This is a genomic window from Cupriavidus sp. GW823-FHT07B10 (assembly GCF_058794355.1).
In genome coordinates this window covers 670,461-690,302 of record NZ_JBXAGS010000001.1, presented here as the reverse complement: position 1 = coordinate 690,302, position 19,842 = coordinate 670,461, and the positions used below count along the sequence as shown (strand labels likewise).

Genomic DNA, 19,842 nt, shown 5'->3' with positions numbered 1-19,842 from the left:
AATGGCGCTGGCAGAAAATTCCCCCCTGGAGGAAGGATCAGAGTCCGGCCACGATTCGGCGAATGGAAGCAACGCCGTCAATCTCGATAGCGCAGTGGGCAGCGGACTGCCAAACGCTGCCAAGGCTGCCATCGCGCAACAGGCCCGGGGGCCAGTCGTCTCGCGTTGACTTTGGCCCGATAACGCCGTCGCCTGAAGCGCCAAGCCGGGATGCATCGGCCAGCCGCCTGAGCGAACGCTGGACACGCTCACGCCAGCCTGGCCGATGGCGGGCCCAGAGGGCATCGACCGCCGCGGCCAGGCCGGTGCGGTCCGCCGTGTGTGTGTGGCCGTGCACGATTTGCACCAAATCGGTAAGCCACTGTGCGGGCGCGGCAAGGATATGACCGGCCCATTGCGCGCTCGCGGCCTGCCAGACCACCAGCGGATAGCGGCGCCCAACCCGGTCATGCGATGCAGCCAAGACACCGAGCAGGTAGCTGCTTTCGCTGGGAAACTGCAGGCCGCACGGCCGCAGGATGAAGAGGCATGGTTCAGACGGGCGCAAGCGGGACTGAACCGAGAGACTGGGCGGGGTCAGGTGCAGCCAATGCCGGACGCCGCCGCCCGCGGAATGCGACGCCGCCCTCGCCAGGAGTTCGTCGTCCCGATGATCGAACCAGCTCCGCCACGCCTGCACCTGGTCCAGCGGCGCATTGTGGCGGACAAAGTCTCCCAGCGCTGGCAGCTTGCCGAAAATCGACGGCGCCGTGATCACCCGGATCTCCCGGGACACTGGAAGCCCTGCAGCAGCCCGGTGGTCCAGGGGTTGGCGAGGCTGCCGGTATTGATATCGAGCTTCGCCCTGCGGCCGTCGAAGTCATATTCGGCCATGAAGTGGCTGGCGCTAGCGGAGCCGGCGAGCCTGCCCTTGGCAATCACCCGCATCAGGGCCCACGGGCCGTTGGCGGCCAGCGTCGAGGTATCCGGACGAATCCGGGGGCTGGCAGTGATCTCGGCCCCTTGCCCGCCCCGCGGTCCCGGCCAGGTCACCTTGAGCGGGATGACCGGACCGTGCACGTAACGCTGGCTCTGTCCGTCGAAGTCCATGTTCAGCTCGACGATTTCGGGATCGAGTTCCACCACCTTCAGGTCGACCTTCCAGGCCATCTTCTTCGCTCCCGGATCCCGGAAGAACACTTCCCGGATTTCCCTGGCGCGCTGGAACGGCACCAGACTCGGGCCAGCCACGGGCGGCACGTCGGGGGCGGTCAGCTTGTAGCGCCAAGGCGAGATGGTGGTATCCACGTGCGGCGCCAACACCTTCTGGAAAAAGTCGTCCAACACTCCGCCCGCGGCGAAGACGCGTGCAAAGTCTTCCGGGTCCACGTCCTGCATCGACGTCGGCGTGAACGGATACTTGCCGTCGATGGCGCCGCGGCAGCTCTCGCCGATGACGGCGTCCATCTGCGCAATCAGGATATCGCCAACACCCTTGTTGACGTCCCTGGCGCCCTGCACGACCAGGTCGGTCAGCACCGCCTTGAAGGGCGCCGGCAGCTTCGCCGCCTCCATGCGCAACTGCTCGCCTGCATCCGCGGGCGGCGGCAGGTTCCGGGTGCTCAGCGCGTTATTGGCCACTACCAGACTGGTGTAGTAAGCATTGACGATGCCGGCAATCGTATCCAGTTGCGGCTTGCCGGCGGTGTCCCGCGCGCCTGGCGCCGCCGCGTCGGCCTGGCCGGTAACCACTTCGCGCAGCGCGGCGAAGCGGTTATCGACCAGCTCGCGTTCCTGACGGGCCTCGGCACGCACGCTCAGTGCGCTGGCTTTGTCGGCCTTCTTGTCCAGCGCTGACAACGCCTTCTCCGCAAGGGACTTTTCCTCGGGCTCGAGCGTGCGGCTGAGCGTCGTTTCTTGCACCGCGGCCCTGCCCAGCCGGGCAAGCGGTGAATCCGGCGCGGCAAAGTTGCGCAGGATCTCCAGGTCAAAGGCCAGGTTGCTTCCCGTCACGGTCCGGATGTCACCCAGAAACTTCTCCCAGTTCCGGGCATATTCGCTCAGGTAAAGGCGCCGGATCTCGCGCGTGAGCGGATCATTGCCCGTGAGCCGGCCGACGGCATTGTCAGCCGTTTTTTTTTGAGCGCCAGGCCCTGTTCCACGCCCCATCACCCAAATGTCGACCGCCTGCGCCCTGGCGACAAACTCCGGCAAACGGACATTGAACAGGTCGTGGTAGCCGGCATAGGTAAAAAGCCCCGGAATACCGCGCTCCAGCGGCTCGCCGCTGGCCCGGGTAAAGACCGTGCCGGCCTGGGGACCGACCGCGCGCACCAGCGTGAAATCCTGCGGTGCCTCTTCCATCATGGCCGCCTTGGCGCGGTCATACAGGCGTTCGACCGAGGTATCGCTGTCCAGGAAATCGCGCGCCGAGCGGATCAGTGCCTCGTTCTTTGCGTAGGGCGACAAGACCGGCCGGCTGCCATCGAGCAGGCTGTCCAGATGCTCCAGCACCGCCACGCGGCCACCAAAGGCATCCGCCCCGTTGCCCGTCGCCCAGTCGCTGCGCACCCAGCTACGCACGTCGGATGCGTTGAACTTGTCCTTGTCATGCAGCATCAGGTAGACCCGCAGCGTGTCGTAGGCCTGCTTGGCGTCGCGCTGACTGACCGCCGTTGACAGCACCGCTTCGACCCGGCGCACCAGGTACGGCACCAGCAGGTTGTCCTGCAACCTGGTATGGGTCAAGGTCGCGGCGCCCAGCACCGGCACCACGCTGTACAGGCCATAGCGCCAATCAGCAGAAGGATTGACCAGATCCAGGCCGGCGTAGGCAGGCAGGTCGCGGGCCGCTCCCAACACCTCCGGCATCGCATCAGGCTGCGGCTTCTTGTAAAACGCCGTTACCGTGGCGGCCAGCGCCTTGGCTTTCTCCTGCACCACCGCCAGATAGCTGCGATTGTCGCCAAAGCTCGTATAGAGCGCTCCGGCTAGCCACAGGGAAATGACCAGCACCAGCGCATGGCCAAACAGGCGCAACAGGCGGAAGCGGAACTCCCAGCGCAGGTTCGGCTTCACCAGGTGCGCCTCGGGCACGATGATGCGCTTGAAGACGTCCTGCAGGAAGTAGCTGCGGTTGCCGGTTGACTTTTCCGCGACGGCGGCGTCCTGGGCGCCAGACTTCCCGTTGCCACGCACCCGCCGGATCACGGTGCTCGCATCCGCGACGATCGCTTCCCCGGTTTGCGCCGCACTGGTGAAATACACGCCGCGCAACATGGAATTCCGCTCGGTGTCGTCATAGCGCGAGTCAAGGAATACCTGCTCCAGCATCGCGACAAGCGGCTCCGTCACGCTCGCGAACTCGTCGCTCAGCGCGTAGAGCGCCCGGCGTCGGGCCAGATCGAACTCCTCATACAGCCGTTTGACCTGCCCGGCTTCCAGCCGCTCCACCAGCGCCCACATCTCCTCACGGCACTGCGCAACAACATCGATTGCTGGCTGTCCCCGCCGCCGCTTTCCCGCAACCGGAAAGGTGAACCCCAAAGGCTGGGCACGGCCTTCGCTGGTCAGGTACTGGCAATAGTCCGTGAAGCCGGCAAGCTGATCGACCTTGGTCACCAGCACGTAGACAGGAAACTGGATGCCCAGTTCCTCGCGCAGTTCGGCCAGGCGCGCCCGAATCCTGGCCGCTTCGATCACCCGCTCCTCTTTGGAGTGCCAAAGCAGGTCCTCCACGCTGATCGTCACCAGCGCGCCGTTGATCGGGGCGCGGGCGCGATATTTTCGCAGCAGGCCGAGGAATCCCTTCCATTCTGCCGGGTCGATCGCCGAACCCGCTTCCTGCGCCGTATAGCGGCCTGCCGTGTCGATCAGAACCGCCTCATTGGTGAACCACCAATCTGCCTGCTCGGTGCCATCCCGTGCGCGAGCCGCCGCACTCATCTGACCCGCGATAGGGAATTGCAGTCCGGCGTTCAGCAACGCCGTCGTCTTGCCGGCCCCCGGCACGCCAACCATCATGTACCAGGGCAGTTCATAGAGGTAGCGGCGGCCTTCGAACAGGCGACCGACCCGGCTGCCGCTACGCATGCCCTTGAGTTGTCGCAGGGCAGTCTGAACCGCCGTGTTCAGCCTGGCGATTTCATCCTTGGCCACAACCTCCTCGCGCTTCCCGCCAAAGTTCAGCAGGCTCTCGACAAAAGTCTTGTCCGTGCGTGCGCGCTGCCAAAGCAGGTACAACACATAGCCGACGAACACGAGCACAATCGCCGCGATCAGCAGAATGCGGACTGAGCTCGGCTCCAGCGGATGGCTGGCGCCAATCGCAAGCAACGGCCCCGCATGCCAGATCAGCAGACACAGCGCGGCGAGGCCTATCGTGGAGACCGGCCAGCCAAGCAACCAGAACAGCGTCGTTGCCAGCAACAGCACCATGAGCGTGACGCGCGCGCCGATGCCCGCCAGCGGATGCATGCTACTGAACCCGAGCAGCGGCCCGATGAACCAGATAGCTGCCGCGACCATGAGCACGGCAATGAGCGCGAGCGTCTGCCGGGAGAACAGCACAGCGCCGATACGTTTCAGAAATTCCATGCCTGACCCCGATTACGGCGTTACAACGATTTCGACCCGGCGATTCCTTGCCCGGGCGGCTGGCGTCTTGTTGTCGGTAAGCGGCTCCGAATCGCCCTTGCCAATCGCTTCGAGCCGATTCTTTGCGACGCCCTTGCTGGCCAGGTACTCTGTCACGGTCGCAGCACGCTCTTCCGACAGCACCTGGTTTGACGGGTACTTCGCCGTCTTGATGGGAACGTTGTCGCTGTGGCCGACCACGGTCACCTTGCCGGATACCTTGTTGATTTCTCCGGCAACCTTGTCCAGCAACGGCAGGACCTTGTCGCTGACCTCGGCGCGGCCACCGCCGAACATGTCATCCCCGCGGAACGTGACGGCACTGCGGGTCGCATCCTCCTGTACGCTGACAACCCCACGCGCAATCTCATCCTTGAGCAACTCGGCGAGGCGCAGCGCCTTGGGCGGCTCCGGCGGTGTTGCCTTGCCGATGGCGAGGATTTGCTGTTCGAGATCGTGGGTGCGGAACAAGAGTTGGTACTTGTACCAGGCGAACTGGCCAAAGACCGCCAGTGCCAGCACCGACGCCGTGACCCACACCGGCACTGTGCGAAGCAGGCTGAGGCGCCCGGCGTCCGCGCCGCGCCAGTGTGGCGACAGGTCGCGCGGCACGCTTTCGCGTGCCGCGCTGATCAGGTGCAACAACCGCTGCCGAATGGCGTCGAGCTGGCGATCGCCATCGGCGTGGCCAGCATAGCGGCCAAGGAAGCCGAGTGACAAGATGTGATAGATCACCTCGATCACGTCCATGTGCTCTGCGGCGGAGCTCGCCAGCCGCCCCAACAACTGGAACACCTTCTCGCCGCCATCGTTTTCGCCATGCAGCTGGATCAGCAAGCTGTTGTTCGCCCAGGTATGGCGCCCCCATGGCATGCCATTGGCAGCCTCATCCAGCGCCGTGCACAGACAATACTGTGCGGCCAGAACGTGCTCGCGCCGAATATTGGCGCGCTCGCAGACTGCCTGAAAATCTTTCGCTTCCCCCACCAGAATTCCCTTCAGTGCAGCCGCCTGATCCTGTCGCAGCGATGTCGGCATGTCAGCCAGTGCGCGCAACAGCGGCCGCGCTGCCGCAAGCAAGGGATTGGCCTTGCGGCTGATCTCTTCCACCCGCTGCTCAACGGACTTGCGCGCGTCGTTCTGGCTGCTCGCCTCCGCTGCGGCGCGTGGGCTCGCGCGATCTCCTGCCTTGGCAGGCTGTGCTGCTTGCGAGTCCAATTGGGGATCACTCGACACAAGTGGCTTGCTCATTGCCGCACTCCCCACAGTTCCATACGCAACTCAGGAAAGGTCCCCGCTACGTGCAGCGCCAGCCCACCGTACTGCGCCACCTGGTCCCAGAGCGGGTGCTGCTGGGACAGTTCAAAGTAGACATGGCCAGCATTGAACGGGATCTGCCGTGGCGGCACCGGCAATGGCTGCAGCGGAATTCCAGGAAGATGGGACCGAACCAGTTCCGCCAACCGCGCAGACGGCCCCACCTTGGTCTGGGCCGGAAACTGCTGCTGCAACAGATCCGCCGGAACCTGCGCGGTCACCGCCAGCACAAAGGTCGCGAAACGGCCGATCTCGCCCGGATCGAGCACCGCCGTTCGGATCCCATGTGACTGCTCCGTGATTTCAATCCGCTGCGCAGCGCGTTCCAGCACCACATTGAGCAGGAAGCGCAGGTCGTCAACCAATGGCTTCAGGCAAAGATGCGGAGCATCGTGCCGATAAGCCGCATGCTCAGCCGGCCGACGGGTCTGGGTGCGCACGAACGTCGACAGTTCCCCCGACAATGCCGCCAGGTGCAGGTACAACACCTCTGGCGACGCGGCCTTGGCCTTCAGCAGGTGGGTCAGAATCGGCTCGTACCGGTTCAGCAATTGGAGGATCAGGTATTCCGATACTTCGGCAGCATCCCCGCCCCGCATAGTGGCAGCAGACAGGCGCTCGGCCATCGCATCGGCCCTGAGATGCAGGAGGCCGTGGATTTCGGTAAGCCATGTTTGAAGCAATGCACTGGCCGTGTAGACATTGACCGGCGGAATCAGCGCTGCATCCAGTCTGGCACTGCCATCGGCGCGGATTTCCGTCACTCTTGTCAACGGCAGGCCAAGCCAGGACTCGGAGAGTTCCTTCTCCGGCAAAAGCCGAAGACGCAAGTCTGCCAACTGCACCAGTTTTGGTCCCTGTGCGATCGAATTCGCATCCAGCAATTCCTGCTCAAAGGCACGGTATCGCGCCAGGGAATCCGTGGCATCATCGAAATTCGTTTCTTCCGCATTTGGCGTGCGGATCGGCACCGCCAGACAGATGATCTGATTCAGGTGCTCGGCCTGAAGCGCAAGCGGCGCCGGCACTGCCGTATGTGCCGGAGCGTCGAAGGGCGTACCGTCCTGGAAGATTCCAGCGGCACTGGAGACCACCAGCTTACCCAGCGAGAGCGCTTCAGCATCGATCGAGAAATGGTGAAAGCCCCAGAAGAACGGGCTGAGCGCGGCGCTACGCTTGTGCGCGTAGTGTTCCAGATAGCGCTCCTGCTGCTGAAAGAGTTGCGGGCGCAGGAACAGTCCCTCGCTCCAGACGACCTTGTTGTACCAGCTCATGGATTCAATCAGGTTTGGAAATTGTGATGGTCTGCTGGTCCAACGAGACTTGCAGCTTGACCTTGCGTGCCGGAATTGCCATGCGGTACCACGCAGCGTCCGGCGCCGGTGGCAGTTTGTAGACAGATCTCCAGGTGGCTTTGCCAAGCTCCCTGTACCCGACCAGAATGCCGATGGCTTGCGTGTCCGGATTGAGCTTGCGCTCGATGTCGCGCGACTCGCCGGGCCGGAGGATGAACTCGTCTCGTGCCAGCAGATCCTGCGTCAGCAGCGTCTTGTCCGACTTCTCCAGCGAGTAGTAGTCCGCATTCTCAAACGCGCTGTCGGTCTTGAGTTCGTAGACCCGAACCAGGACCGGAGAGGGCCTGCCCTTGTCGTCAGGGTTGACGGTATCTTTGGCGGATACAGCCAGATCCAGCTTCATCTGCTCGCGCTGGGCCGGTGCTGTGGAGCAGGCCGAGCCGAGGACCGATACTGCGAATAGGCCAAGCAGCGACACGGTTCTCGCCATCCTGTGCCGTATCAAGAGAGCCTTGCGAGTCATGAGCCCACCCGCGCCGACACCGAGCCAATCAGTACCGCGCCGCAATCCGTCATATCACCGCTGACCGCACCTGGCACGCCATCGACCTTGTACAGGCCTCTTACCTGCGAAATGCGGCTTATCCCATGCAAGGGACAACTGACTGCATCCCCCTGACGTGCGATAGGGCGACCGTTGATCTTGCGGTTGGGCGAGCCTGCCAGCACGACGCCACCATGCGTGTGACCATCGCCAACGACAACAATGGAATCTGCCATCGATATATCTGCTCCCAGGTAAATGGCGTACATACTGCAATGGGCCGGTGCAACTCTTCCGATGAGCGAGCCAGCAGGAGCGCCCCGACGAAATCCTCGTTGGTGGCAAAGCGTGTTCATCCAATTGACCATTGTTCTCATCCCCTCAACGCCGGTCCGTCTGCTTGCCGAACCACGGGTAGTAGGCAGTTGTCCTGCCCCGCGCCCGCGGCCATTCTTTGGGCGGTTCGCGCCTGGTCCAGCCTGGCGGCGGCGCCACCAGCACCGTCCACGCATCGTTGGGATCCGCCACGCTGGTCACGACTGCGCTATGCCCGGTCTGGTCCGCATACGCGACCGCATAGGCAATGTTCAGTCCCGCGCTGGCCGCGCGGGCCGGGCCCACCATATGTTCCGAGACGCTGCGGAAATCTTTCAACTGGTCAAGCTCCGGCCACTGCTGGTGCACCGCCGCACGCAGCGGGGCGAGCGCCGTATTCGCATTGGGCGCGCGCCGATCCATGTCGTGGTAGACCCGGTCGACCGAATGGGCCTGCGGTGCTTGCGCTTGCACGGCTTGCAGCAGGCCCTGCCACGCGCCACCAGGGGCAGCTGACTTCGCTCTGATGCCGCCCTCGTGCTGCTGCGGGGTGTACAGTGCCGCCAGCGGCGCATAGCCCCAGTCCGCGCTGGGATGTCCCAGGATCAGCAGCACCGAATTTTCGTTGGTCTGCTCGCCTTTCGGGTAGTTGGGCGCGTCCATGGTGTACACCCACACCGTCTTCTTCGGGTTGGCGTTCAGGTAGGCAATCGCCGCCTGCAGGTCATAGAAGCCCACGGTTTCCTCGCCCGCCATCACCGTGACATTGGCCAGCTTTGGTTCGGGGAAGATCTTCAGGCTCATCGCCTCGGCCGCGCTATAGATCTCCATGGAGAACAGCCGGCGCGCCGCGTTAAGCGTGAAGGTTGGCAGGCCGATTACCATGTCCGAGTCATAAGGGAGTCCCCTTCTGGGCTGACCGTCATAACCGGCATAGTTCTTCACAAAATAGTCCGCCATACGCTCATCGGCATGCTCTTCGTTCTCTGCCAGAATCGACGGTGCCGGCATTCCCCAATCGATCTGCTCTGCCAATCGGTCCCGGCCATTCATGTATCGATTGGACTCCTTGATATAGGTGGGTGTATTGATCCACGCCTGCGACATGCCGGCAAATACTCGGATGTCGGCAAAGTCCGGCCGTCGCGTGCCGTTCCGGATCGAGTAGAAGTAATTCGCGTTGACCGCCGTGTGGTAGCCCAGTGGATAGAGCGGCTCACGGATCAGGGCATCAAGGGCTTTCCAATAGACCGGATTGGGATTGTCATTCTTCCAGACCGGGTTGACCCCGCGGACGAGCAATCCCGGCGCGTCACCGAGCTTCAGATGCGGGCTGTCCGTATCAGAGGGGTTGCGGTCCGCCATTCCCTGCGCCCACAACAGGTTCCAATGGGTCGGGTAGTCCTTCCACATCAGCGGATTCATCCACTGCACCCCAAGTACATACGCTGCCGGCGCGTTGGGGCCGCTCGCGAGTGTGCGCGCAGCAAGTGGATACGGCGACGGATCTCGGTGATAGTTGGACATGGGCTTTCCCGATGAACAGGCCGACAGGAGCGCCGCGACGGTGGCGCCCACCATGACGGCAATCGCGCGCCGTACGGCTACCTTGTTCATGCGAGTGGCCATGGTTCTTTCATCCCCTCAACGCCCATCCGTCTGCTTGCCGAACCACGGGTAGTAGGCAGTTGTCCTGCCCCGCGCCCGCGGCCATTCCTTGGGAGGTTCGCGCCTGGTCCAGCCTGGCGGTGGCGCCACCAGCACCGTCCACGCATCGTTGGGATCCACCACGCTGGTCACGACTGCGCTATGCCCGGTCTGGTCCGCATACGCCACCGCATAGGCAATGTTCAGCCCCGCGCTGGCCGCGCGGGCCGGGCCCACCATATGTTCCGAGACGCTGCGGAAGTCTTTCAACTGGTCCAGGTCCGGCCACTGCTGGTGCACCGCCGCACGCAGGGGCGCAAGCACTGTGGTCACATTGGGCGCGCGCCGGTCCATGTCGTGGTAGACGCGGTCGACCGGATGCTCCTGCGGCACTTGCGCTTGCACGGCTTGCAGCAGGCCCTGCCACGCGCCACCAGGGGTAGCTGCCTTCGCTCCGATGCCGCCCTCGTGCTGTTGCGGGGTGTACAGCGCCGCCAGCGGCGCATAGCCCCAGTCCGCGCTGGGATGTCCCAGGATCAGCAGCACCGAATTTTCGTTGGTCTGCTCGCCTTTCGGGTAGTTGGGCGCGTCCATGGTGTACACCCACACCGTCTTCTTCGGGTTGGCGTTCAGGTAGGCAATCGCCGCCTGCAGGTCATAGAAGCCCACGGTTTCCTCGCCCGCCATCACCGTGACATTAGCCAGCTTCGGTTCGGGGAAGATCTTCAGGCTCATCGCCTCGGCCGCGCTATAGATCTCCATGAAGAACAGCCGGCGCGCCGCGTTAAGCGTGAAGGTGGGCAGGCCAATCACCATGTCGCTATCATGGGACAGCCCCCGTACCGGACTGCCCCTGTCGTCGTAAATCTTCACGAAGAGGTCATACATGCGCGCCTCGGCGTGCTCCTCATTCTCCGCCAGTATTGAGGGGGCCGGCATGCCAAGCCGGATATGTTGAGCGAGTTCGTCTAGGCCGTTCAGATACCGATTCGACTCCTTGATATAGGTCGGTGTATTGATCCACGCCTGCGACATCCCGGCAAATACTCGGATGTCGGCAAAGTCCGGCCGTCGCGTGCCGTTCCGGATCGAGTAGAAGTAATTCGCGTTGACCGCCGTGTGGTAGCCCAGTGGATAGAGCGGCTCACGGATCAGGGCATCAAGGGCTTTCCAATAGACCGGATTGGGATTGTCATTCTTCCAGACCGGGTTGACCCCGCGGACGAGCAATCCCGGCGCGTCACCGAGCGTCAGATGCGGGCTGTCCGTATCAGAGGGGTTGCGGTCCGCCATTCCCTGCGCCCACAACAGGTTCCAATGGGTCGGGTAGTCCTTCCACATCAGCGGATTCATCCACTGCACCCCAAGTACATACGCTGCCGGCGCGTTGGGGCCGCTCGCGAGTGTGCGCGCAGCAAGTGGATACGGCGACGGATCTCGGTGATAGTTAGACATGGGCTTTCCCGATGAACAGGCCGACAGGAGCACAGCGATGGCGACTCCAGTCATGGCGATGGCAAGACGATTGATGGGTAGTGAGCGTCGATCAGTGGTGTTCACGGGGCCCTCCCTGCAGGATCTGCCCGCCGAAGGCCGCGTCATGCTCGGTGGGTCGCTGATGCAGCGTTTCGGAAGGCGTCTGTGAAAGGCGGCTGCCTGAGCGCTCGTCATCCATGCCGAGAGTGCGCGGCACTTCTCGCGCATACTCTTCACGCTTCGCCAATTCTTGGCCATTAATGCGACCTGATCCGTAGTACCAGCTCCATCCCTTCATGAGATCGTCAGCCGGATCGCAGCGCCGCCAGTCGGCCAACTGCCGCAGCCACTTCAATTCCTTTGGCGGCATCATGCATATACCCACATCAACGTCATAGGCGAGCACCTTCTCGCAGTGCACCGGATTGGTCAGGATGGTCGAGTGGTTCGTAGCATTCAGATCCACCGCGTATTTCAGGAAATACCCGCGCTTGTCTGCATCGAACTCGCGGAATTCCGCATACTCGTCCCCCGCAAGGTCCCCGCCATCCTTCATCTGCTCAATGGCCGCCTCATAGGGATCGTCAGCCTTGCGTCGGGCAAGCTGACGCACGCTGGCATTGTGTTCATAGCGCAGCGCCGCTTCGTCGCTGTAGTCCGCCGCGCCCTGCCCCGCGCTCCGGTACTTGTCGTAGATGTCGTCGCTCCTGCCTGCCGGATTGAGCGCATCCGTGTGCGACTCGGGTCCCTGGTTGAAGATCCCTTCCACGGTCCCGGCTTTCGCGCTTTGCCCGCCATCGTCAGGCGCCCGTTTGTCGGGGTGATACAGGTGAATGGCCCGCGGCGCGATGGCCTCCTTCACTGCCGGAGCATTGATCGGCACGGTCCAGCCGTCCGGTGGGTCGGCGTTCACGGGCACATAGTTGACATGCCCGAACGTCGTCACCCTTAGCAGGGCGAAGGCCATTTCATAGATTCCACCGAGCGCGGTCGCACCAAGCTTTTCTCCGAAGCCGCGCTGGTCGTCCTGCCATACCCGCGTCAGATGAAAGCGCAGTGGCAATGGCTTGCGGTACCAGAATGCCTTCCCATCGCCCTGGATCGGATCGACCTTCGACGGGTTACCTCTGTCGTAATAGACGAAGTTGCTTGGCTTGGCACCCACTTCGAATGGCATCTGGCCATACTTGCCCGGATTACCCTGGGCCCACACACGCTGGAACAAGACTTCGGCATGATGCGCGAAAGCATAGGGGCGATCGCCGCGCGCCTTGGCCGACTCCAGCATGTCGTGGTCGGTACCGGCCAGCACCTCCTTCGACAGGCCCAGCCACCCCATCCCCTGCACGGTGCTCACTGAAATCACTTGATCGTGGGGATTGCTATAGAGGAAGACGTGCTTGCGTGTCTGACGTTCCTTGCTGTCCTTCCCGGCCGTCCAGGGAGCTTCCCCTTGCTTGGGACGCCGGGTGGGCGTCAGGGCGTTGACGCAGTCGTCGCTGGCATGATCAAAGCTGGAGGCACCGACAATCTCAAAGAAGCGATCCAGCGTCTTGCGCCGCGCGAAAACGGTGACGCGGCCCAGGTCCGTATCGGCGTTGTATTGCCCGAAGTTATCGAAGAAGTTCGGCAGGACGCTGTATGGCGGATTGGCGAGTACATAGGTGTCCGCCACGCCATCCCCGCCGAAGTCATGTTTGCCAATAAATGCCGAGGCCATGCCGACCATATTGCCCTGGCTGTGACAGACCACCGTGACCGGACACACCTTGCCATAGGCGTCAATATGCTTGACCCGGACTTGCGCCACCAGTGCGGCCAGGCGCCGGGCGGCATGCGCTCCATAGTGGCGTGGGGGGCAGCCGTAGATCAGCCGGCTTGTCTCCGTATTCAGGTCCTGCGCCTGTAACCCGGCAAACAGGTCGGTGACCGTGCCCGTGGTCCACAGATCCGGCAGGGCAGAGCATCCGTTGGCGAAGGGACCGCCGCCCCAGGCATCCTCTTCGTCAAGCAAGATGTTTGGCCCAACCGTCGCCAGGTCCTCCTTGGCAGCTTTATAGCCCCAGCGGAATCGGATAATGGGGCTCTGGTCGCCATCGGCAACGAAGTTCGTCGCATTGACTTCCCGGGACAGGTAGCCTTTGGGTGTCAGCTCCGACAGATACTGCGCTGGCCGTAGCGCCCCCATGTCGTACGTATCGCCCGTTTCCCCGCGCTGCTGGCGCTGATTCAAGCCTTTGCACAAGCCTTCTTCAGCGCTGGCGAACCATTCGCCGTTCGAGTTCACGCCGTGCACGAAGATGATGATGCCGGGCAGCGTCTTCAGGTCGAGCTTTCGGAGCGCCTTACTTGGAACGTGAATGTCGTCGGCGCTGGCAATCGGGTTGACCCCTTGTCTGGATACTATGGGTGCACTCATATCTGGTTCCGTGACAATCGATGCGAAGCAGACTCAGTACAGCTTGGGCGCAAATATCTTTACGCTCACCGCCTCGATCAGATCCGAAGCCGACTGCGCGGTTTCGCCAGCGGCATTGGTTACACCTTCCACCACACTGCCGTCCGCCTTGACAATCTGGTAGGGTGCATTGGGGACCGGTCGCTCGAGCTCGCCTGCCTTCAGCAGGAACTTTCGGCCCGCGTCACCCTGGCTAAACTGCGGCAACGGTCCGTTCAGGCTGGACGGCCCTACGATGTCGAAATCCGACGTATGCAGCAGGATCCCGCCAGGACCATAGATATCCACCTTGCCTCCGCCAATGCGGATGCCGGCGCCGTCCGCTGTCATCAAGCTCAGGCTCTTGCCCGCGTTCAGAACGATGTTGCCATCGGTTGCGGTCACCACTACGTTCTGTCTGGCATTCGCTTCGATGTTGGATTTCTGCGCCTGCAGAAGCAGATTGCCCTGGTGCGCAATGCCGCGCAGCTCACCGCTGTGTGCGAAGAACCCGATTCCCTGCCCCGCATTGACAACGAACTGCTGCCCTGCGGTCATTTGCTGGTTCAGCCGTGAGACGGTGTCGATATGCTTGCCGGCATACGTCGTCAATACCTTGGGCGTAGCCAGTGCCATGCCCGCCGGCGCATAGGCACCGATCAACGGCTGACCTCCCTCACCAGGCACGTCCTTGTGGTTGTTGGCGCCAGCGTCCCACTCCCTGACGGCCCGCGTGAGTTCGGCCTGCGGGTCCGTATCGGCAGCCAGCCCTTCATGGGCATGGCCATAGTCCCCCAACGCCTTCGCCGCCTCCAGCGCCGCCTCCATGCAGCGGATAAACTCGTCGCGCGACAGGTGCCCGCCCATGGCGCCTACCTGCCCTTCCGCGGTAACGAACAAGCCCTTCCCACCGCGTATGGCACCCTGCCCATCGGTGCGCAGGTCGAAGCCTTCACCACGCCGGTCCTTGCGCCCGGCGTGGTCCGGCACCCCGGTCAGATAGCCCAGGTTCAGTTGCGATGCCTGGTGATCCGAGGACAGCTGCGCCTGGATCTGATCCTTCGTATCGTCCATCAACAGATGATTGTGGCGCCCGCCAAACAACTCCTTGCTGCGAATCCCCGACAAGGCATGCTGCCCCGGCAGCGCCCACGGCGGCAGATTGAGCTGATTCGGCGCCCGCCCGACAATCACGGGACAGTCCGGATCGCCGTTGATGAACGCCACAATGACCTCCTGCCCGATACGCGGAATGTGCATCGCGCCGAACTGGTCGCCCGACCAGCCGTTGACCACCCGAATCCACGGCGACGAGTTCTCGTCGTACTTCCCGTAGCGATCCCATTCGAATTGAATGATCACGTTGCCGTGATCGTTGCACCAGATCTCCTGGTTCTTCGGGCCGGTCACCACGGCCCGCTGCACGCCGGCCACGTATGGCTTGCCGACCGTGCGCGGCGGGCGAAAGACTTCATCAGTGGGGTGCGCTTCAAACGCAACGCGGCACGAAAACTGTTGCCCGCTGCCGGATTCGCCGCCGACATCCTCCAGCTCCAGCGTCGCACCGATCACCAGATACTCGCGGTTCATCGCCGGGTTGCCGTGATTGCTCACCAGGTAGGTGCAGCCCGCCACCACTCCGCGCAGCGCACCCACGCCCCGCGCACGCCGGCCACGCGAGCGGCGCTCCTCCATGCGGATCCTCGCCCGCATCTCGCCCACCGCCGGATCGACATAGTCGCCCGGGTGCTCGTAGCGCTCGAAGTCGGCGAAGCTGGTATTGCGCGGCTGGCTGTTGTCGGTGGTCAGATTCGCGCGCGGCTTGCGTGGATCGTAGTCGTTCAACGTCACCTTGCCCGTGCGCAGCCGGTTGACCGGATCGAAGCGGACCAGATGTTCCTGGTCGATCTTGAAGCCACGCGGATAGAGTGGCAGCGTGCGATAGGCCTCGCTGGGAAACGCGCGGTACGCGCCCGATTCGGCGGCCAGGATCAGCCGATGGTGTCCGCCGTCATGCTCGAAGAAGTATGTAATGCCATACTCTTCGGTCAGGCGCTGGATGAAATGCGCATCGGTCTCGCCATGCTGCACCTCCCAGGCAAGCTTCGGATAGACCGATGTATCGAGGCGCTTCTCCACCGAGAACGGGTAGTCCGCAAGCACCTCGTCAAGAATCTCAATCACCGTCTTCTTCTGGAAGGGCTTGAAGTCCGACGTCTGCGTCGCGAGCCATAGCCAGGGGCGCAGCGTGAACCGGTACAAGCGATTCTCCGCAACGCCGCCGACATGCTCGATATCTGAGATGACGCCGGTGATCTCGCGGTGCCCTGCGCCCACGCCACCCAGCAGCCCTGTGCCCATGCCATCGAGCTCGATCGTGACGGTCATCTCGCGGCCGATCATCGCATCGGGATCTGCCTCCGCAAGATACTGTTCCGCGGCAGGCGAGACCGCACGCAGGTCTACCTTGTAGGTGAAGAGTTCGCTCAATCCCTCATGACCTGAGAGCCTCACGAATTCCAGCTGGGGCTGTCCCAGCAAATCAGGAATGGCTGCGCTGGAAACGCTAACGGTGCGAGAACACGAAGCAAAAGCAGCTAGCCGATTCATGGGATGGGTTCTGGTTTCCCTGCTCACCTCTTCTCTCCCTCCACCGCACCTGGCCGGGGCCGGATCGAATTCACCACCTTGTCCCAAATCCTCAGCACCTCATCGTCATCCATCGATGAGTCGACATAAGCGCCACCAGGAATCTGTCCGCCGGTCATTAACGTAAGATGCATCTGCGGCTGCATGTACTGCGGCGTATCCCGCTTGGTCTCCGCCTTCAAACCCTGCCGCCTGTATCCCTCTTCCTTGAAGGTCTCCACAAGCTCATCTGCTTCCATGCCGGCAACGGTTCGCTTGCCCTTGCGTAGGGTGTGGAATGCGAGCCGATATGCCAGCGGGGCGCCTTCCAATCGCTTTTCCAGTCGCGCGATCATGCCCTCGTCCTGCGTGACAAGCGCGCGCGAATGGATGTCAAAGAGAAGATCCTTATGGAGTTCACTTTGAAAACTGAACATCGCCGTCTCTTCGTCGTGGATGTCGTTCAGCACTACGCCTTTGACGCAGAAGCCGGGACCGGCAGCCTCCGGGTCGGTATAGGCGCGAGTGTGGACTGCGAGGTTTCGCAACCGCGCTTCTACCGCTTCCGCCGGCTCGCTATCGGGGTAGCTCTTTTCCTCAAAGATGACGTATCGCAAGTCTCCCGCCAGGAGGTGGATTTCGCTTCTAAAGTATTTACCTTGCTGCGCATTGTCGTAGCGACGAATCAGATAGCCTCCTTCACCTTCACCTAACGGTGTACTGGACACCAACATCGGGGCATGTGTAACTTCATTGCGTGCATCCCTTAGTTCTTGCATTCGCTTACTCACCGCCCGCTCAAAATCTTCGCGCAGGATGACCGGCTCTGCCTCCACCGGACGTTGCTTGGGCACCTTGACATAGATGCGCTTGAAGTCCTTATCTTTGCCATAGAGCAACTCGGCATCGCCGGGACTGTCCATCGAATCCGGTACCGAATTGAACTCTTCTGGCAGGTCAATTAGGAAACGGCCAATGCAATGCGTCTTGTATGGCTGGTGGATATCCATGGGCGGAAAGGGATTTGTGGCCGCTCGTTGACAGCCAGTCGTTAGAAGTGCGGCCAGAAACAGGCCAGCCATGTTCAGTTTGGCGGCCATATCAAGTTCCCCGGGGGCGTCCTGACTTGTGCCGTCAGCTTGACAATGCTATACAGCGTCACGAACTGAGCCATCTCATTCCAGCTGGGGCTGTCCCAGCAGGTCGGGAATCGCCGCGCTGGAAACGCTAACGGTGCGATTCCGCCCAACGGCCAGGCTCTTCAGATTGTTTAGCGCACTCATGAGGTCATCTCTTTAACGGCCGCTCGGAGTCTGGCCGTTGTCATCCGCATGGATTCCGCACTCGGTCAATGCCAGCGTCCTTGGCCTCGCCAGCTTCCACTCGGGTAGCCGGCGAGACCGGTCATGACAATCAGGCTTCCTTATTGCCCTTGATGTCGTAGCCCGCGGTCACAGCACCACCGCTGCCGCCCTGGGCGTTCTGCACCACATACTCCTGCTTCACCCTGGAGAACGACAGCGCCACCTTCTCGCGCATGCGCACTTCGTCATCCACCGAGCCCTTGGGGCTCACCTTGGTGACGATCACGTCGGTCATGGTGAGCTTCAGGTATTCGAGCGGATTGCCGCCGGCCTTGCGCACCACCAGCACGGCCTCGTTGATGTGCTTGCCGGTCAGGCAGTACTTCATCAGGTTGGGCGAGGCGCGGTCGATGAAGTGCTCGAAGGACAGGTCCGACACGGTCGCCTTGCCGGCGCCGCCGCCGCTGCCCGCGTGCATGGTGGACTGCTGCTCGATGCTCCAGTCCCAGGCCAGCACTTCGACTTCGTTCTTGTGCGACGAATCCTGCGACTCGCCATCGATGCCATTGATCTTCAGGAAAATGTCCTGTGCCATTGCAAAACTCCTTGACGTTAAGACAGGTACTGCAGACAAGAGCCACAGCCAGGGCCGCGCCCCAATCAGGTCAGGGGCGCGATACCTCGGCGTGGAACTACCGGTACGTTTCAACGCCTGAGCGACGCTCAGGCGGCGTCCTTGACCGACGGCAGGCGCGCCACCAGCCGCAGCGAAACGGTCAGGCCCTCGAGCTGGAAGTGCGGACGCAGGAAGAACTTGGCGCTGTAGTAGCCGGGGTTGCCTTCCAGTTCCTCGACGACCACCTCGGCTGCAGCCAGCGGTCGGCGTGCCTTGGTCTCCTGCGACGAGTTGGCCGGGTCGGCATCAACGTAATTCATGATCCATTCGTTGAGCCAGCGCTGCATGTCCTCGCGTTCCTTGAAGGCGCCGATCTTGTCGCGCACGATGCACTTCAGGTAATGGGCAAAGCGCGAGCAGGCGAACAGGTACGGCAGGCGTGCCGACAGGTTGGCGTTGGCGGTCGCATCAGCGTCGTAGTACTCGGCTGGCTTCTGCATCGACTGGGCACCGATAAAAGCTGCGTAGTCGGTGTTCTTGCGGTGCACCAGCGAGATAAAGCCGTTCTTCGACAGTTCGGCTTCACGGCGGTCCGAGATGGCGATTTCGGTCGGGCACTTTATGTCAATGCCGCCATCGTCGGTCGGGAAGGTGTGGCACGGCAGGTTCTCGACCACGCCGCCGCTTTCGACGCCGCGGATCAGCGTGCACCAGCCATAGAGCTTGAACGATCGGTTGATGTTGACCGCCATGGCGTAGGCGGCATTGCTCCACACGTACTTGCGGTGATCCGCACCGTCGGTGTCTTCCTCGAAGTCAAATTCATCGACCGGATTGGTCTTGATGCCGTAGGGAAGGCGCGACAGGAAACGCGGCATGGCGAGGCCGACATAGCGGGCATCTTCCGAGTTGCGCAGGCTGTTCCACGGCGCGTATTCCAGGTTCTGGAATATCTTGGACAGATCGCGCGGATTGGCGAGTTCCTGCCACGAATCCATCTGCAGCACCGACGGCGAGGCGCCTGCAATGAACGGGGCGTGAGCCGCTGCCGAGATCTTGGCAAGCGAGCCAAGGAGTTCGACGTCGGGCGGTGTGTGATCGAAGTAGTAGTCGGCTACCAGGCAGCCGTAGGGTTCACCACCAAGCTGGCCGTACTCTTCTTCATAGATGCGCTTGAAGAACGGGCTTTGGTCCCAGCCGATGCCCTTGTAGCGGCGCAGGGTCCGGCGCAGCTCTTCCTTGGACACATCCATCACGCGGATGCGCAGCTTGTCGTCGGTTTCGGTGTTTGAGACCAGGTGGTGCAGGCCGCGCCAGGCGGACTCCAGCTTCTGGAAGTCCTCATGGTGCAGGATCAGGTTGATCTGCTCGGAGAGCTTCTTGTCGATGGCGCCGATGATGGCTTCGATGCTCTTGTAGGCATCATCGCTCATGGTGAACGAGCTGGCGAGCGCCTGCTCGGCCAGGGTCTTGACGGCGAGGTCGACAGCCTCGCGGGCCTGTTCGGTCTTGGGCGAGAATTCGCGGTTGATCAGCGCGGCGAAGTCGGAATGGTCAGCGCTCGCGAGCGCTTGCTGTTGTGCTGGTTGGGCGGTGGCCATGGAATCCTTGCTTGATGAGGTGGTTCAGGAAGGCAAGTAGCCGATCCA

The 19,842-nt window shown here is 62.3% G+C and carries 13 protein-coding genes; all 13 read right to left on the bottom strand.

What is annotated here, in order from left to right:
* Positions 1 to 37: 37 nt before the first annotated feature.
* Positions 38 to 757: a TagF domain-containing protein gene (locus AC1Q6V_RS03300; RefSeq protein ID WP_454749300.1), complete on the bottom strand. Its 720-nt coding sequence runs from the start codon at positions 755 to 757 to the stop codon at positions 38 to 40.
* Positions 754 to 4,575: a type VI secretion system membrane subunit TssM gene (tssM, locus tag AC1Q6V_RS03295; RefSeq protein WP_454749299.1), complete on the bottom strand. Its 3,822-nt coding sequence runs from the start codon at positions 4,573 to 4,575 to the stop codon at positions 754 to 756. The genes AC1Q6V_RS03300 and tssM overlap by 4 nt, the downstream gene beginning before the upstream one ends.
* A 12-nt stretch (positions 4,576 to 4,587) precedes the next feature.
* Complete coding sequence (tssL, locus tag AC1Q6V_RS03290; protein WP_058697001.1) at positions 4,588 to 5,865, bottom strand: type VI secretion system protein TssL, long form; 1,278 nt, start codon at positions 5,863 to 5,865, stop codon at positions 4,588 to 4,590.
* Positions 5,862 to 7,205 carry a type VI secretion system baseplate subunit TssK gene (gene tssK, locus AC1Q6V_RS03285; RefSeq protein WP_454749298.1) on the bottom strand — a complete coding sequence of 448 codons (1,344 nt, stop codon included), beginning with the start codon at positions 7,203 to 7,205 and terminating at the stop codon, positions 5,862 to 5,864. The genes tssL and tssK overlap by 4 nt, the downstream gene beginning before the upstream one ends.
* A gap of 4 nt (positions 7,206 to 7,209) precedes the next feature.
* Positions 7,210 to 7,716, bottom strand: coding sequence for a type VI secretion system lipoprotein TssJ (gene tssJ / locus AC1Q6V_RS03280; RefSeq protein ID WP_010811518.1), 507 nt, complete (start codon positions 7,714 to 7,716; stop codon positions 7,210 to 7,212).
* 29 nt (positions 7,717 to 7,745) lie between these two features.
* Positions 7,746 to 8,006: a PAAR domain-containing protein gene (locus AC1Q6V_RS03275; protein WP_010811517.1), complete on the bottom strand. Its 261-nt coding sequence runs from the start codon at positions 8,004 to 8,006 to the stop codon at positions 7,746 to 7,748.
* A 145-nt stretch (positions 8,007 to 8,151) separates the two neighbouring features.
* Positions 8,152 to 9,714 (bottom strand): hypothetical protein, encoded by a 1,563-nt coding sequence (locus tag AC1Q6V_RS03270; RefSeq protein ID WP_037025105.1) that lies wholly within the window; start codon positions 9,712 to 9,714, stop codon positions 8,152 to 8,154.
* A 15-nt stretch (positions 9,715 to 9,729) separates the two neighbouring features.
* A complete protein-coding gene (locus AC1Q6V_RS03265; protein ID WP_492316312.1) occupies positions 9,730 to 11,187 on the bottom strand; it encodes a hypothetical protein in 1,458 nt (485 codons plus the stop codon).
* A gap of 91 nt (positions 11,188 to 11,278) precedes the next feature.
* Positions 11,279 to 13,627: a T6SS effector phospholipase Tle3 domain-containing protein gene (locus tag AC1Q6V_RS03260; protein ID WP_454750041.1), complete on the bottom strand. Its 2,349-nt coding sequence runs from the start codon at positions 13,625 to 13,627 to the stop codon at positions 11,279 to 11,281.
* 33 nt (positions 13,628 to 13,660) lie between these two features.
* Positions 13,661 to 16,255, bottom strand: a complete 2,595-nt coding sequence (locus AC1Q6V_RS03255; protein ID WP_454750040.1) for a type VI secretion system Vgr family protein — start codon at positions 16,253 to 16,255, stop codon at positions 13,661 to 13,663.
* A 23-nt stretch (positions 16,256 to 16,278) separates the two neighbouring features.
* A complete protein-coding gene (locus tag AC1Q6V_RS03250) occupies positions 16,279 to 17,373 on the bottom strand; it encodes a T6SS immunity protein Tli4 family protein (RefSeq protein ID WP_454750039.1) in 1,095 nt (364 codons plus the stop codon).
* A gap of 313 nt (positions 17,374 to 17,686) precedes the next feature.
* Positions 17,687 to 18,172 (bottom strand): Hcp family type VI secretion system effector, encoded by a 486-nt coding sequence (locus AC1Q6V_RS03245; protein WP_010811256.1) that lies wholly within the window; start codon positions 18,170 to 18,172, stop codon positions 17,687 to 17,689.
* A gap of 128 nt (positions 18,173 to 18,300) precedes the next feature.
* Positions 18,301 to 19,794, bottom strand: coding sequence for a type VI secretion system contractile sheath large subunit (gene tssC, locus AC1Q6V_RS03240; RefSeq protein ID WP_439668580.1), 1,494 nt, complete (start codon positions 19,792 to 19,794; stop codon positions 18,301 to 18,303).
* Positions 19,795 to 19,842: the final 48 nt, after the last annotated feature.

Coding starts and splice junctions, on each gene's coding strand:
- tssC (WP_439668580.1), bottom strand. CDS start 19,794: ATGGCCACCGCCCAACCAGCACAACAGCAAGCGCTCGCGAGCGCTGAC.
- AC1Q6V_RS03245 (WP_010811256.1), bottom strand. CDS start 18,172: ATGGCACAGGACATTTTCCTGAAGATCAATGGCATCGATGGCGAGTCG.
- tssL (WP_058697001.1), bottom strand. CDS start 5,865: ATGAGCAAGCCACTTGTGTCGAGTGATCCCCAATTGGACTCGCAAGCA.
- AC1Q6V_RS03270 (WP_037025105.1), bottom strand. CDS start 9,714: ATGGCCACTCGCATGAACAAGGTAGCCGTACGGCGCGCGATTGCCGTC.
- tssJ (WP_010811518.1), bottom strand. CDS start 7,716: ATGGCGAGAACCGTGTCGCTGCTTGGCCTATTCGCAGTATCGGTCCTC.
- tssM (WP_454749299.1), bottom strand. CDS start 4,575: ATGGAATTTCTGAAACGTATCGGCGCTGTGCTGTTCTCCCGGCAGACG.
- AC1Q6V_RS03250 (WP_454750039.1), bottom strand. CDS start 17,373: ATGGCCGCCAAACTGAACATGGCTGGCCTGTTTCTGGCCGCACTTCTA.
- tssK (WP_454749298.1), bottom strand. CDS start 7,205: ATGAGCTGGTACAACAAGGTCGTCTGGAGCGAGGGACTGTTCCTGCGC.
- AC1Q6V_RS03265 (WP_492316312.1), bottom strand. CDS start 11,187: ATGTCTAACTATCACCGAGATCCGTCGCCGTATCCACTTGCTGCGCGC.
- AC1Q6V_RS03255 (WP_454750040.1), bottom strand. CDS start 16,255: ATGAATCGGCTAGCTGCTTTTGCTTCGTGTTCTCGCACCGTTAGCGTT.
- AC1Q6V_RS03260 (WP_454750041.1), bottom strand. CDS start 13,627: ATGAGTGCACCCATAGTATCCAGACAAGGGGTCAACCCGATTGCCAGC.
- AC1Q6V_RS03275 (WP_010811517.1), bottom strand. CDS start 8,006: ATGGCAGATTCCATTGTTGTCGTTGGCGATGGTCACACGCATGGTGGC.